Source organism: Streptomyces sp. NPDC111656 (assembly GCF_055656965.1).
In genome coordinates, this window is sequence record NZ_JBVKCA010000014.1 from 219,182 (window position 1) to 232,704 (window position 13,523).

The following is a 13,523-nucleotide window of genomic DNA, read 5'->3' on the forward strand; positions in this document are numbered from 1 at the left end:
CTGTCTCCTTCGAGATCACCGCGACGTGCCCCAACCCAGACGGTTCGCCCGGCCTGTCCTACAAGCAGGCAGTTCCCACCTCGGTCTACAGCCCCCTCCGGGCTGGAAGAACCTGGGTACGGTCACGCGCAGCCGGGATGGAAAGATCATGCCGGCCGGTGCGGTCCGTTGATTTCGATGAGAGGCAGAGACGCCATGAGTTGGATGGACATTCTCAGGCAGCTCATGCCCTCCCATCCGGGAGCAGGGGATGCCGTCGATTGGACTGCGGTGGAGCACAGTTGGAGGACAGGCTTCCCGCGCGACTACCAGGAATTCATTACGCTCTACGGAGCGGGGGCCGTTGACGACTACCTCGGTTTCCTCCTCCCGGAGTCCCGGGTGGCGGAGGGCGTCAACCCCACCTTCCAGGGGATGGAGGCGGAGACCCTCAACGCGCTGGATTGCTGGCAGTACAAGGCCCCCGAGGGAAGCGGGCAGAGCGAGTTGATCGCCTGGGGCGTCGACTCCAGTGCCGACATCCTGTGCTGGCGAGTGACCGACAGCGATCCGGACACCTGGCCGGTCGTCGTGTGGAACCGGGACGACGGAGTCTGGCTGGAGTATTCGTGCGGTCTCGTCGAATTCCTGTGCCGGGTGTTCCGTGCAGAGTTCGACGAGTGCCCGCTCGGGTCTGTCGGCCTCTGGGGCAACGCGTCGCCCCGTTTCCTCCACCGCGACGAGGAAGCACTCCTGCGGAGTCAAGGTCTCGACCCGTGGACCGGGGAACCCGACCCGTTCGCCGGCATGTTCGGCGACTGAGGCGACTCACGCAGGATGGGGCGATGACTGCCTTCGGTCCACTGGCGTCTAGGGATCTTCAATGGCTGGGACTACGGGCGGCTCGAGGTCGAGGCCGGTCTTGGCGATGAGGCCCTCGATGAGGCCGGGCCGGTACTGCATCCGTTTGAGCCGGGTCTTCACGAGCACGGTGAGCTGGTCGAGGCTGTGTTTGGTGAGGTTGGCCAGTGATCTCTTCAGGTGTGACCAGACGCCCTCAACCGGATTGAACTCGGGTGCGTACGGTGGCAGCTGGTAGACGGTCAGCCATAATCGGACGCCGATCAGCTGCCGCATTCTGCGGCTGACGTGCGTGTTCAAGTTGTCCCAGACCAGGACGATCGGTCCGCCGAGCTGCTGATGCGCGGCATCCAGCAGGCGAGCGTAGTCGGTCTCGGTGAAGCTCTTGCGCCGTCCCTTCGCCGGGCCACGGTCGAGGTGGATGCGGTAGACCAGCCGGGGCCGGTGGCCGGACTTGATGCAGATCAGCGCCGCCACGGAGACGCGTTTGGTGCCCGCGGCGGTGACCCGCACGACGGGTGTGTGGCCTCGCCGGCCCCAGGTGCGGCCTTTGGGCGGCCTCAGCCCCTGGCCAGCTTCATCCTCGAAGCAGAGCCAGGCGCCCAGGTCCGCCGCGGTCTCTTTATGACGGGCCACTGCTCGTCCTTCCAGGCGGCGATCTTCTCCTCGTCGCGCTCGGCCGCCTTGCGGGAGGGAACCTGCACGCTCCAGCCGATGCGGTGCAGCAGCAGGTCCATCCCGGCCAGGGTGTACTCGACGCCGAAGCGGCGGCGCACGACCCCGGCGATCCTCGCCAGAGTCCAGCACTGGTCGCTCCAGCCCGCAGCAGCAGGACCGGCTTCCAACACCGCTTCCAGCAGTCGCAATTGACTCGTATCGAGTTTGCAAGGGGCACCGCCGGGCCCCTTGGAGACCAGGGCCTGCCGACCGCCCGCAGCCAACGCCCGGCGCCAACGGCTCGCCGACATCCGGGTCACCCTGAAGCGCCGGGCAACCTCCCGGTCACTGACTCCCGCCTCGATCAGATCGGCGGCCGCCAGCCGCACCCGCTCACGCCGATCCCGCTCCTCAGCTGTCAGCCCTCCGCCATCGGGATACCTCATCCCTCCGGCATACCGTGGCTCACGACAGTCGTCACGACCCCACGTAACCCGCACCCTTAAAGATCTCTAGTACTACAACTGATGGTTCACGTGACATGCCGTGACGGTGGTGGGCTCGTTGGGCCTTCTACCTCCGGGGCGGAGAGCGGAACTCGCATTGCGGGGCCGGCGGTTCCTCTGCGCGGCCGCGGCCGCGGCATGCGGGCGGCGGACGTTCGTGGAGCAGGTCCCGGGGCTCAACAGTTGTGATCGATGACGAAACCCACCAGGTCCTCGATCTGCTGCCCGAGCGTGACGCCGCCACCCTCGCCCCATGGCTCGCACCCCATCCCGGAATCGAGGTGGTCTGCCGCGACCGTTCCGGCGCCTACGCCGATGCGGTGGCCACCGCCGGGCCCCAGGGCCTCCAGGTCGCCGACTGTTTCCACCTCTGCCACCACCCAGGTCGGAGCCGGAGCCCGAGTAGGAGACGCCTTCGGAGGCAGCTTCCGGCCGGGACGGCAAAACAGATAGCCCAACCGGCAAGTTCAGCGGTACGCCCGCGCGGCGCACTGGCAATACATGGCCAAGGGCCGCGAACGCGCCTTGCTCGGCCAGTCCCTTGGGTTGCGTCACTGTCCGTGCGACATGCGGCCGCGCGGCGGCACCGTGGGTGGCGACCGTTCTGGTCGCGACCGTCAACGCGTGGCGGTGACCGGCGCATTTGATGAAGCAGGACGCGCCCAGGGGCTTGCGCCGCGGGACCTGACGCGCTCTGACGGCTGCCGGGCGCGGATGTGAAGGCCACCGACCCCTGTCGGCGACGCTGGGTGATCCAGTGCAAGCACCGTCGCAACGGCCCGACGGCTCCGTGGTGGGCACGCCGGAACGCCAGGTGGGCCCGGACGGTCCGCCGTCGTCGGCGCCCGGTCCCACCCGACGGTGTCTCACACGGTGTGGACGGTTCCGGCGTACCGCTGGGCGAACCGGGTGCCGGTAGCCGCGGTGACCGTCACGTCGTACCGCCCCTCGTCGGTGCGCCACGTCAGGCGGGTGCGGTCGCCGGCCCCGACCCACACGGTCCGCTCCTCGCCGGCGAAGTCGTTCGGCGTGATCGTGAACGCCCCCTCGGTGCCACCGGCGTTGCGGAGCTCCAGCTCCAGCGAGGCGTGCTCCGGCTGCCCGGAGCGCCGCAGGGCCGCCGTGACCGACGGCACCGCCACATCGTCCTGGCCCTCGCGGACGACGGTGCCGGAGAAGCGGCGGACGAAACCGTCGGCGCCGTACACGGAGAAGTCGTAGCGGCCGTCGGTGTCGGCGGCGTCCCACACATAGGTGCGGGACGAGCGCGGCGGGACCGTGAAGGGTGTGCCGGTGAAAGGCAGCGAGACGTTCGGTAGCACGCTGAAGTGGTAGCCGACGCTACCGTCGTTGGTGAGCGTGCAGGTGACCTTGCCGGTGGTCCGGTCGACCGTGACGTCGGCCCACGGACGATACGGCAGTGCGCGGTGCGGGCGTCGGCCCTGCTCCTGCGCCGGCATGGACTGCTGGTCGGGCACCTTGACCGGCGGCAGGGAGCTGCCGGCGTCGGCCTTGGCCATCAGGGCGACCGTGTCGGGCAGCGTCGGGATGCTGTAGTCGGGCTTGGCGAAGTCGAAGCAGCTGGTCAGGTCGCCGCATACGGTGCGTCGCCAGTCGGAGATGTTGGGTTCCCGCACACCGGTGACCCGTTCCAGGAAGCGCAGCACCGACGTGTGGTCGAAGACCTGGGAGTTGACCCAGCCGCCGCGCGACCACGGCGACACGACCCACAACGGCACCCGGCTGCCCAGGCCGATGGGCTTGCCGTTCGCGAACTCGTCCTTGGTGCCCGGCTCGGGGAACGGCGGGATGACATGGTCGAAGTACCCGTCGTTCTCGTCGTACATGAGCAGGAAGACGGTGTGCTTCCACACCTCTGGGTTGCTGAAGAGCGACTGCAGCGCGGTGTCGACCCAGTGGGCGCCGTAGTCGGGGCTGGCGTTCGGGTGCTCGCAGAACAGGTAGGGCGCCACCAGCCAGGAGACGGTGGGCAGCGTGCCGTCCTTGCAGTGCCGGTCGAAGGCCGTGAGGTCGAACTTCGTCATGGCGTTGACATAGCGCGGATCGTCCTTGGGGAACGCGTGGAACTGCTTGAAGTACGACAGGGCGTTGTCGTCGTAGTCGCCGTAACGGTCGTCCGAGCCGTCGGGGTTGTGGTAGACGCGCCAGCTGATGCCGGCCTCCTCCAGGCGCTCGGCGTACGTCGTCCAGTCGGCCACCGGGTTTCCCGTGACCGGTGTGTTGTCGGTCCATGGGCCGGTGGTGCCGTCGACTCCGGGTCCGGCGGTGCCGGTCCACAGGTAGAGGCGGTTGGGGTCCGTGGGGCCGTTCAGCGAGCAGAAGTAGCCGTCGCAGAGGGTGAAGGAGTCGGCCAGCGCGTACTGGTAGGGGATGTCCTGCCGGGCGAAATAGCCCATGGTCCGCTCGCCCTTGGCGGCGACCCACTTGTCCATGGCGCCGCCGTTGACGGCCGTGTGGCCGGTGTCCCAGTCGTGCGGAAGGCCGCCGGCGTTCTGTGCGTTGTACTTCGTGGTGTCCATGCGGAACGGCAGGAGGTAGCCCTCCTTGCGGCCTCTGGCGGGCTGGCGGAACACCGGGTCCCCGCCCGGTAGGACGGCCGCCTGGCGGTCGGCGAAGCCCCGTACGCCACTCAGGGTGCCGAAGTAGTGATCGAAACTGCGGTTCTCCTGCATCAGGATGACGACGTGCTTGACGTCGGCGATGCTGCCGTGGCGGGCATCATGGTCGGAGGCCTCGGCCGTGCCGGGGAGTCCGGCCGCGAGGGCGGCTCCGGCCGCGGCGGTGCCGATGAAGGAGCGGCGGCTGATCTCGGTCATGGGAGGAAGGTCCTTCGGATCGTTCGCGGTCAGCCGCGGGCGGGCAGGGAGAAGGTGACGACGGCGGCGGCGTGGTCGGAGGGCCAGCCGTTGGCGGCGGTGTCCGGCACCGGTCGGGGCCAGCCGGTGAAGAGGTTGTGCGCCTCCAGTACCTTGAGCCGCCCGGCGAACTGGATCTGGTCGATCCGGTCCTGCGGTTCCGCGCCTCCGCCCTCGCGCTGCGTCCTGACGGGGGACCAGGTGATGCCGGGCGTCTTCAGCGGGCCGGGGTGGGCGTCGCGGAAGGCGTCGACGAGTCCGGCCCGCTCCAGCGTCTCGGTGACGGGCCAGCGCACCCGGCCCACTCCTCCGTGCGCGGACGCCGTCCGGCTCGTCCAGTCGTGGTGGGACGGCGAGGCGAGTCCCGCCGCCAGCACGAGGGGGGTGCGCGCGGCGAGTTCCGGTCGCAACGCGGCCACCAGTGCCTGCGCCTGCTGGTAGCGGGTGGTCGCCTTCTCCGCTGCCTCGGCCTGCGCGGGGGTCCGGCCCGCGAGCAGCGCGTACGGCCCGTAGTCGGCTTCGTCCAACCGGGCCGTCCACAGACGCACCGTGCGGTCGCCGGGCAGATGCAGTGTCGCAGCGGCGGCCGGCAGTGCCGCGGTCGGGGCGACGACGTCGGTGAGCGGATAGCGGCTCACGAGGCCCAGGCCGCCCGCCTGGTGCACGTGCCAGCCGAGCGCACCGGCGAGACTACCGGCTCCGTTTTCACCGCACTCCTGGAGCGTGACGACGTCCAGGTCCTGGGCCAGGACCAGCCGCAGTTGCTTCTCCAGGAACCCGTCGACGTGGCTACCGGCGTCCCAGAGGTTCAGCGTGGCGACCTTCAGGCGCAGCCGGTCCCGGGGGGCGCGCACGGGCACCTGGACAGCGACGGTGTCGGTGCCGACGGCGCTGTCGGTGACGGCGACCACGATCCGGCCGGGCGTGCGCGGGGCGGAGGCCGGGGCTCTGCCGTTGACCGTGCCGTCCTCGGCCACCGAAAGCCACGGGTCACCCGCGACCCGTCTGAAGGTCGCGCCGCCGGGGGCATTGCCCTCCGGTCTGACCCACAGACCGCCCAGCTTCACCGAAATGCTCGTGCCGACGGTCTGTGGGGCCGTGGTCAGGGCGTCCACCACCGCATGCGGGCGGGGGATCACGGGGCGGACAGCGAAGCTGAACGCGGCCGAGTGGGCGAGGATGCCGTAGCCGTCCTTGGCCAACAGGTAGGCGGTGTACGGCCCGCCGCTCAGACCGGAGGTGTCGAGGGTGATGTCGCCGGCGGCGCCGGGGGTGTACTCCCAGGCGAGGGAGGAGCCTTGCCCGGGCACCCGGTCGCCGTCGTACACACCGATCCAGTTCTTCGCGTCGGGTGTGTCCGTCGTCCAGTGGAAGGCGACCTTGTCCCCCTCGTGCGGGGTGAGTGTGGTCATCTTGATCGAGTCGCCCGCGGGCGCGCCCGCGAAGTTGAACGACTCTGTCCGGGCGAGGATGCCGTAGCCGTCCTTGGCCAGCAGATACGCGGTGTAGGGGCCGTCGCTCAGGCCCGAGGTGTCGAGGGTCGTCCGGCCGGACGCGCCGGGCGTGTACGCCCACACCAGGGAGTTGCTGCCGCTGCCGGGCAGCCGGTCGCCGGGGTAGACGCCGATCCAGTTCTTGGGGTCGGGCGCGTCCGTCGCCCAGGTGAAGGACAGTTTGTCCCCGAACTGCGAGGCTGTCGTGGAGCCGGTTGTGATGCTGCTCCCGGACGCTGCGGTCTGTGAGAGGGATGACACGGTGTTGGATCCTCTCCGCCCCGGGTGCGGCCGTGGCGACACCCGGGTGAGCAAAGTTGTCTAGATAACTTCGCCCCCCAGCAAGCCGTCTCCGGGTGACGCCCCCGTGAACGAGGGGTTGCCGCTCCCCGGGTAACAGACGGAAATCTGAAGCTTCCCAGTGCGGGGCGGACTATCGAATCTTCTCGAGAGGCGACGTCTGACCTGCAATTTCCTAACGCTTTCAGCCTCCATCGGAACTCGCGGAAGCCATCACCATCTCCTTGTGTCCAGTCCCCGTCCCGGGTGGGCGCAAGAACTCACGTCCGCCACCGGCGCGCACCGAACTGTGCACAGAGGGGTCGCTGAGCGAGCACAAGGGGACGGTCAGGTACGGCTGATGTTCCCCAGGGGCTACCGCGTCGGCCGTGCCCTTCGCCAAGCAGCAGCAGTTGCATGTGGTCGACCGCCATGACGCAGTATGGGCGTCCGGCCAGCGTCCCCTGCGGGAGCTGCTCCGGCCCATGCCGTCGCCTCACAAAGCGATCGCTCTCTTGAACAGGCCCTAGAAAGCACCATCTTGGACGGAAACGTCCTTCGTCCAGATACTGACCGTGTGCCAGTCGCTGCACTCCAGCTGGAACCGATGAACACCGTGCGTGTGCTCCAGCTCGCGGGCGTATGGCTGTCTGCGGCAGCGCTTGTGCCGTTCGGTCTGCTCCAGGTGTGCGCACCACGTCCAGGTCTGAACTGGCGTGGCGGGACCCACTGTTCGGGGCGGCCGTGGCACTTCAGGACGTGCAGCATGGCGCCTTCGAGCTGGAGGAACAGTACGACGGGGCCTTGCCGTCGCGGGTGTTGCGGCTGCCGCAGCCAACTTCCTGGTCAGTCCCGACGCCTCGTCCTGAGCCTCGAAGACCGAGACCACATGCACGTGCTGCACACACGGACGCCGGTCAGGAACCAGGCCATCAGTCGGGCGTTGCCAGCGCCGTCTGGCCGTGGCCGTGGCGGAGATGAGCAGGGTTCCCGTCCCGGTTCCTGTAAGGCAGGGACCTTCCCCGGTGTGCGGTGGTAGGACGGGGCTGTCATCGGCACTGCGGACAGCAGCCAGAGTGCGGGCCGAACGAGGCGACCGCGAGAGGGAGTTGGGTATGGCGGCAGAGAACATCGACGATGTCGTGGACAGGCTCGCCGGGATCGTGCGGGAGGCCGGCCGCGCCGGTGACCGGGTCGGGTACTTCGCGGCGCTGTACCGTCAGGTGACCGTTGAGGTCCGCACGGCCATTCACGGTGGGCTGTTCGAAGACGGCGCCCGAATGGACCGTTTCGACACGTTCTTCGGCAACCGCTACTTCGAGGCGTACGACGCCTGGCGTCGTGACCAGAGCGGGCCGCGTTGTTGGCGCGAGACGTTCGGGCTGCTGGACGACGCCGACACCGTCATCGTCCAGCACCTGATACTCGGTGTGAACGCGCACATCAACCTCGACCTTGCCATCGCCGCCGCGCGGACCAGCCCGGGCAAGGCCATCCACGCGTTACGGCACGACTTTCTGCTGATCAACGACATCCTTGGGCGGGTGGTGCTGGCGGTGCAGGACTCGGTCGGCGCCCTGTCGCCACTCCTGTCGCTGCTGGATCAGGTTGGAGCCCGCACCGACGAGCGGATCCTCGACTTCAGTGTCCGTCAGTCCCGCGAGGAGGCGTGGTACAACGCCGTCCTGCTTGCCGGCCAGAACGAGGAGGAGCGCGAGGCCACCATCGAGCGGCTCGACATCCGGGCCGCCGTGCTCGCACGGTTGATAGCGCGACCGGGCGTTCTCGTCCGGCCGGCCCTGCAGCTGATCCGGAGCACCGAGAGTGATGACGTGCCAGCCGTCATCACTCATCTGGACAACGCCATGGAGCGACCCTCCGTGCGGCAGGGGACGAGGTGAGGCCCGGCGGATCGACCGTCCGACATGCCGCTGGAGCCGGTGTCGAACACGTGGTCACCTAGTGTCAGAACGAGCCTTGGCTGTCGCTCGACGTCGGCGGTCACGTGCGGGGCGGAATACAGACCGGAAGCGCCTCGATGCCCAGGTGCTCGCGCAGCAGAGCTTTCACGGCCCGACCATCGACGAGATCGATGCGGCCGGAGCGGGTGGCGAACGCGTGGCTGCTCGCTCCGAACCAACTGATGGTGACCAGGATGCCCCGGATGAGATTTTCGGCACGGGCAAGGTCTCCCCGTTTCCGTGAGCGCTGCGCTCGGGCCGCGAGGACACCTGACACGACCGGACCCAGGGCGCTACCAGATCAGGCACCAGTACTTGCCGGCCTGCCCGGTGCCGACCGATGTGAGGCCTTTTGGAAGCAGCGCCGGGTCCGGCTTGCCGACGGCCGCCAGCGAACAGGCAGGATCTCCGACCACTCCGGCGGCAGCCATGCGCTGAGCAGCGGCCGTCGCTGCCGCGCTCGTGTACCACCGTGTTGGCGACGGCGACGGGGGTGACACGGACGGCGCGGATGGCGGGGGTGACACGGACGGCACGGACGGTGGGGGTGACACGGACGGCACGGATGGCGGGGGTGACACGGACGGCACGGACGGTGGGGGTGACACGGATGGCACGGACGGTGGGGGTGACACGGATGGCACGGACGGTGGGGGTGACACGGATGGCACGGATGGCGGGGGTGACACGGATGGCACGGACGGTGGGGGAGGCGTGGGCGGTACGGATGTCGGGGGCGGCGTGGACTTGGGCGTAGGTGGCGTTGGTGTGGGCTTCGGTGTTGTCGTCGGCGACTCGGGCGCAGCGGGCCGTATCGGTGTGGCCCTGGGCGGGAGCGGCGCGGTCAGTGTCGCTATGGGTGTTGCTGTTGCTGTTGCTGTTGCTGTTGGTGTTGCTGTCGGTGTCGGTGGTTTGGGTGCTGGAGGCTGCGTGGGAGTGTGCGTGGGCGTGTGCGTGGGCCTGGGCAGGGACGGTACAGGCGGTTTCGGCGTGGGCTTCGGCACTGCTGTCGCCGACGGTTTGGGCACGGGGAGCAGGGGGGACCGGGTTGCCGGTGGCTTCGGTTTCGGCCCGGACGAGGGTGCCGTCGCCGTCTGGTGAGGCGTCGGCTGAGGCCGGTTGCTCGAGGGTGCCGATTGCCGGGGACGAGCCGTCGCTGTCGGCTTGGGCCTCGGGGTGCGTGTAGACGTGGGCCGTGTTATTTCCGAAGGCGTGGGCCGAGCGGCTTCGTGGTCGGGCGTCCCTGTCGCCCAAATGCCGACGCCGATGCCACCGGCGACCAGCACGGCGGCGCCGCCCGCGATCCAAGGGGCTCGACGGGGTGAGCGTCGGTGACGGTTCATATTTCTTACTGTCTGCAAGGGGTGGCGATTGCGCCACCTGGGTCAGTGGCTTCGGGTTTTCCAGCTGATGCAGGTACACGGCCGCGAGAGCCCGCTGTCGCGATGAGCCGGTTGGGCCGTTCGGGTGACGCGGGAGGTGCTGGAGTTTGCTGCACGAGAGAATCTCGAGAGGGTGGGCCGGGACCGGCCGGGCGACCGGACGGCCGACACCCCGCCCGAGAAACGGACGGCACGCCTGCATGCCGGACAGCACCGGCCTACTGGTGAAGAGGCGGTGTCCCCGCCTTGCGCTATTCCGCAGTCCGCAGCCTGGCGTGATGTGGCGGGACGCCTGTGTTCAGAAGCGGGCCACGCTGCCCTTGAGGATGATCCGCGGGAGTGGACCGGGGTTTCATGCGACGAGTGACAGCGTATGTGGTGTGATCAGCTGTTGGTCGAACTCGGCTGGTGTGAGGTAGCCGAGGGCAGAGTGCCGGCGCCGCCGGTTGTAATAGGCCAGCCATCGGAACAGCTCAAGGCGGGTCTGCGCCTTGGAGATCCAGCGCTTTCCGTGGAGCAACTCCCGTTTCAAACGACCTGTGGCGGTGGTGGAGGTCCGGGGAGCCGATCAGCGTCATCTCGAGACAGATCGGCAAGCCGCCCGGCTCGGTGTTCACCGTCCTCAAGCACCACGGAGGAATCGCTCCCGTACCCCATAAGGCGCGCGCCGGCGCCTTGACCATGGGCGAGCGGGAGGAGATCTCACGCGAGCTTTGTGCAGGCGATTCCTACCGGGCGATTGCCGGCCTATTCGCGCGCCTGAGAATGTGTGGAGTTACAAGTCGGCCTCGGGCTCGCTGGTCGGCGGCGATCCGACCGGCCACAAGGCCGAGGCTATCGACGGCGACATCGGCAAGGTCGACAAGCACTCCGACGAGGTCGGTGACGCCTACACGGTCGTGGACGCCGGGGTCTGGATCTTCGGCGAGGAGGCTCTCCTCCCGGCGAGCACCGTGATCCAGATCGATTCGGAGAACAAAGAAGATCTTCGTCGACCGGACCAAGGAACAGATCAAGAACGCCCCTGAGTTCCACCGGGACAAGCACCTCGGCGACGCCGACTACCGCGAGGAACTGGGCACCTACTACTGCCGCGACCTCCCGGCGGCCGACCCGCCCATCGTCTGAGGCACGTGCTCCGTGGCAAGCGCAGGGCAGCAGCACATACATGAGCATGCGGACCCCGGGCGTGGGCGACATTGGGGGGCAGTTGGGCCCTCAGATGCGTTGGGCGCGGTGGAGGAGAGTGTGCAGTCGGTGAGGGCGCAGGGCGGCTCGGGCGGCGTTTGCGCCGGGCGCCCCGTGCACGCCTCCGCCGGGGTGGGCAGCCGCAGAAGCGAGGTAGAGGCTCTTGACGGGAGTCTCGGGTCGGCCGGTGCCAGGTACGGGACGGAAAACCGCCTGCTGGTGCAGGGCGGTGGTGCCGTTGTTGATGGCGCCGTTGTGGAGGTTCTCGTTCATGGCCTGGAGGGTGGTGGGGGCAAGGATCCGGCGAGCGCCGATCAGTGTGCGGAAGCCGGGCGCAAGCCGTTCCACCTGCGCTTCGATGCGATTGGCCATGGCCTCCTGTTCGCGGACGTCCCATCGGCCGGTGATGCGGTCGGCGCCTGCGTCGGAGGTGATGCGCTGCGGAAGGTGAGTGTAGGCCCAGGCCGATTCCGTGCCGGCGGGGGAGCGGCTGGGATCGGCCGTGGTCATCTGGCCGACGAGAGCGAACGGTTCGCCGGGAACTTGTCCCATGGCGATCTGGGAGGCGAACCGGGTCAAGCCGTCGACACCATCGGCCACATGGACCGTCCCCGCCCCGGTGGCCTGCGGCGCCTCCCACGGCACCGGGCCCGTCAGCGCCCAGTCGACTTTGAAAGTCGCGAAGTCCCACTGGAAACGCTCCAGGTCCCGCAGGAGGCGGGCCGGCAGATGCTCTTCGCCCACGAGGTCCCGGTAGAGGGCAGGCGCCGATACGTCGGCCAACACGGCCCGCCGCGCCGCGACGGCTTCCCCACCGGCCGTCTCGACACCGACGGCGGCTCCGCCACGTACGACGACGGATGCGACACGCGCGCCGCATCGCAGGCTGCCCCCGTGGCGCCGGAGGCGGCTCACGAGCGCCGCCGTCAGGGCGCCGGCGCCGCCGACGGGCACCGGGAATCCATGGCTCTGTCCGAGCATCGACATCAGCCAGCCAAAGCCGCCGCTGCCGACGGCCTCGGGGGCCAGGTCGGCGTGGAGGGCATTGCCGGCCAGCAGGAGGCGCCCCCCTTCCCCTGCGAACTCCTCCTCACCCAGGCGGCGCACCGGCAGGGACAGGTTGCGGGCGAGCCGAAGGCCTCCTGCAGCGCGGAGCTTCGCGGCCAGGCGGAGTCCGGCGCGGAGCGGGGGAAAGGGCGTGAACATGGCCTGTACCAGGTCCGGCCCGACACGCTTCCACACGTCGTACATGTCCTGCCAGGCGCCTGCGTCGGCCGTTGCGAACTCTGCGAGTCCGGCCGCGGTGTCCTGCACGCGGCGCTCCAGAACGGCGCACCGCCCGTCCCTCAACGGGTGGGCCAGCACACGCGGGGCGTGGCTCCACCGCAGTCCTTCCGCGGCGAGGTCGAGACGGGCGAGGACCGGTGAGACGGCGGCCAGAGGATAGAAGGCGCTGAAGAGATCCGAGATGTAGTCGGGGTGGACGCCGCGGTCGCTGCGGACCGCACCTCCCGGCTCTTCCTGTGCTTCCAGGACTTCCACGCTCCAGCCGGCATCCACCAGCAGATTCGCGGCCACCAGCCCGTTGGGTCCGGCGCCGATCACCACCGCGTCAGGCATGGCGGGTCCCCTCGTGCTGCTGTTCCACGACCCTGGCCAGGCGGGCCAGCATGCCCCGGTGCCGCAGTTGCAGCAGCGCTTCGGTCGCGGGGTTGTGGAGAGCGCCGCCCGGACCTCGCAGGGGGTGCTCGTCGCAGACGACGAGGGTTTCCTCGCCCCACGGCCGGAGCTGGAGGAAGATCCTCGCGGTGCCCAGTGGCTTGAACGAAGCCTCCAGTTCCAGCTCCCTGCCCGTTTCGCTGTGGCGGACGGTCGTGAGTCCGTCCGAGGACCAGGGACCCAGCCGCAGGGTGTAGCGGATCCGGGAACCCACTTCGGGCCACGCCTGGTCGAGGGGCGTGGACCGGGAGGGTCCCACCACCCACTCCCCGTACCGGGCCGGATCGGCAAGCACTGCCCATACCGCGTGCGGGGGACGACGAACCAGCTGATGACGGACAGCCATACAAGGAACCCTCCTGCCGTAACAAACCACGTGGAGCGCCTACCGGAGCGGATACCTGCCTGCGGTGCGCCCGGCCGGGCGCACAAGGCTGCGATATCCCGGTGCTCCCGGATCAGCAGCCGGGGATACTTTTGAGCTACTGCTTGTCATGCTTGAGCCCGTGGGGGCCGGGTGGAAGCATGGCGGCGCGCACCTCCTGGGCAGCGAAAGCCGAACCGGGCGGACGGCGGCAACGGGTGGGCGGAGGCAGGCCGATGAGTGGCTCCGTCGCGGCAG

General features: G+C 69.0%; 10 protein-coding genes and 3 pseudogenes. 5 read left to right on the plus strand and 8 right to left on the minus strand.

The window, feature by feature from the left end; translation table 11 throughout:
- The first annotated feature begins 270 nt into the window (after positions 1-270).
- Complete coding sequence (locus tag ACZ7M3_RS34635) at positions 271-801, plus strand: SMI1/KNR4 family protein (RefSeq protein ID WP_472068552.1); 531 nt, start codon at positions 271-273, stop codon at positions 799-801.
- A gap of 48 nt (positions 802-849) precedes the next feature.
- On the opposite strand, the gene ACZ7M3_RS34640 is transcribed toward ACZ7M3_RS34635, so the two are convergent.
- Positions 850-1,943 (minus strand): IS630 family transposase gene (locus ACZ7M3_RS34640; protein ID WP_472068554.1). Its coding sequence is split into 2 segments (ribosomal slippage): positions 850-1,448 and positions 1,448-1,943, totalling 1,095 coding nucleotides; the frame shifts between segments, so codons are not numbered across the junction.
- Positions 1,944-2,188: 245 nt separating this feature from the next.
- Between ACZ7M3_RS34640 and ACZ7M3_RS34645 the strand changes: the two genes are divergently transcribed.
- Positions 2,189-2,650, plus strand: coding sequence for a transposase (locus ACZ7M3_RS34645; protein WP_472068556.1), 462 nt, complete (start codon positions 2,189-2,191; stop codon positions 2,648-2,650).
- 60 nt (positions 2,651-2,710) lie between these two features.
- A pseudogene (locus ACZ7M3_RS34650) lies at positions 2,711-2,820 on the plus strand (restriction endonuclease); the annotation flags it as partial.
- 49 nt (positions 2,821-2,869) lie between these two features.
- On the opposite strand, the gene ACZ7M3_RS34655 reads toward ACZ7M3_RS34650, so the two are convergent.
- Both ACZ7M3_RS34655 and ACZ7M3_RS34660 read right to left on the minus strand, forming a co-directional pair.
- Positions 2,870-4,840 carry a phosphocholine-specific phospholipase C gene (locus ACZ7M3_RS34655; protein ID WP_472068558.1) on the minus strand — a complete coding sequence of 657 codons (1,971 nt, stop codon included), beginning with the start codon at positions 4,838-4,840 and terminating at the stop codon, positions 2,870-2,872.
- A 29-nt stretch (positions 4,841-4,869) separates the two neighbouring features.
- Positions 4,870-6,633 carry an endonuclease/exonuclease/phosphatase family protein gene (locus tag ACZ7M3_RS34660; protein ID WP_472068560.1) on the minus strand — a complete coding sequence of 588 codons (1,764 nt, stop codon included), beginning with the start codon at positions 6,631-6,633 and terminating at the stop codon, positions 4,870-4,872.
- Positions 6,634-7,766: 1,133 nt separating this feature from the next.
- Here ACZ7M3_RS34660 and ACZ7M3_RS34665 point away from each other — a divergent pair.
- A complete protein-coding gene (locus ACZ7M3_RS34665; RefSeq protein ID WP_472068562.1) occupies positions 7,767-8,552 on the plus strand; it encodes a DUF5995 family protein in 786 nt (261 codons plus the stop codon).
- Between the two features lie 100 nt (positions 8,553-8,652).
- Here the strand turns inward: ACZ7M3_RS34665 and ACZ7M3_RS34670 are convergent, their stop codons facing one another.
- The 3 genes and pseudogenes from ACZ7M3_RS34670 to ACZ7M3_RS34680 form a co-directional block, all read right to left on the minus strand.
- Positions 8,653-8,889 carry a restriction endonuclease gene (locus tag ACZ7M3_RS34670; RefSeq protein ID WP_472068564.1) on the minus strand — a complete coding sequence of 79 codons (237 nt, stop codon included), beginning with the start codon at positions 8,887-8,889 and terminating at the stop codon, positions 8,653-8,655.
- A 16-nt stretch (positions 8,890-8,905) separates the two neighbouring features.
- Positions 8,906-9,043 carry a hypothetical protein gene (locus ACZ7M3_RS34675; RefSeq protein WP_355492472.1) on the minus strand — a complete coding sequence of 46 codons (138 nt, stop codon included), beginning with the start codon at positions 9,041-9,043 and terminating at the stop codon, positions 8,906-8,908.
- Positions 9,044-10,346: 1,303 nt separating this feature from the next.
- Positions 10,347-10,526 (minus strand): annotated as a pseudogene (locus tag ACZ7M3_RS34680) (integrase core domain-containing protein); the annotation flags it as partial.
- Positions 10,527-10,743: 217 nt separating this feature from the next.
- Here ACZ7M3_RS34680 and ACZ7M3_RS34685 point away from each other — a divergent pair.
- Positions 10,744-11,122, plus strand: a pseudogene (locus ACZ7M3_RS34685) (PRC-barrel domain containing protein).
- A gap of 90 nt (positions 11,123-11,212) precedes the next feature.
- On the opposite strand, the gene ACZ7M3_RS34690 reads toward ACZ7M3_RS34685, so the two are convergent.
- Both ACZ7M3_RS34690 and ACZ7M3_RS34695 read right to left on the minus strand, forming a co-directional pair.
- Positions 11,213-12,802, minus strand: coding sequence for a phytoene desaturase family protein (locus tag ACZ7M3_RS34690; RefSeq protein ID WP_472068566.1), 1,590 nt, complete (start codon positions 12,800-12,802; stop codon positions 11,213-11,215).
- Entirely contained in the window at positions 12,795-13,247 is a 453-nt protein-coding gene (locus ACZ7M3_RS34695; RefSeq protein ID WP_472068568.1) for an SRPBCC family protein, read from the minus strand. Before ACZ7M3_RS34695 ends, ACZ7M3_RS34690 begins: the two co-directional genes overlap by 8 nt.
- Positions 13,248-13,523 lie beyond the last annotated feature (276 nt).

What these genes read in the sequence shown, in the direction of transcription:
- ACZ7M3_RS34695 (WP_472068568.1), bottom strand. Translation starts at nt 13,247, where the DNA reads ATGGCTGTCCGTCATCAGCTGGTTCGTCGTCCCCCGCACGCGGTATGG.
- ACZ7M3_RS34655 (WP_472068558.1), bottom strand. Translation starts at nt 4,840, where the DNA reads ATGACCGAGATCAGCCGCCGCTCCTTCATCGGCACCGCCGCGGCCGGA.
- ACZ7M3_RS34665 (WP_472068562.1), top strand. Translation starts at nt 7,767, where the DNA reads ATGGCGGCAGAGAACATCGACGATGTCGTGGACAGGCTCGCCGGGATC.
- ACZ7M3_RS34690 (WP_472068566.1), bottom strand. Translation starts at nt 12,802, where the DNA reads ATGCCTGACGCGGTGGTGATCGGCGCCGGACCCAACGGGCTGGTGGCC.
- ACZ7M3_RS34675 (WP_355492472.1), bottom strand. Translation starts at nt 9,043, where the DNA reads ATGGCTGCCGCCGGAGTGGTCGGAGATCCTGCCTGTTCGCTGGCGGCC.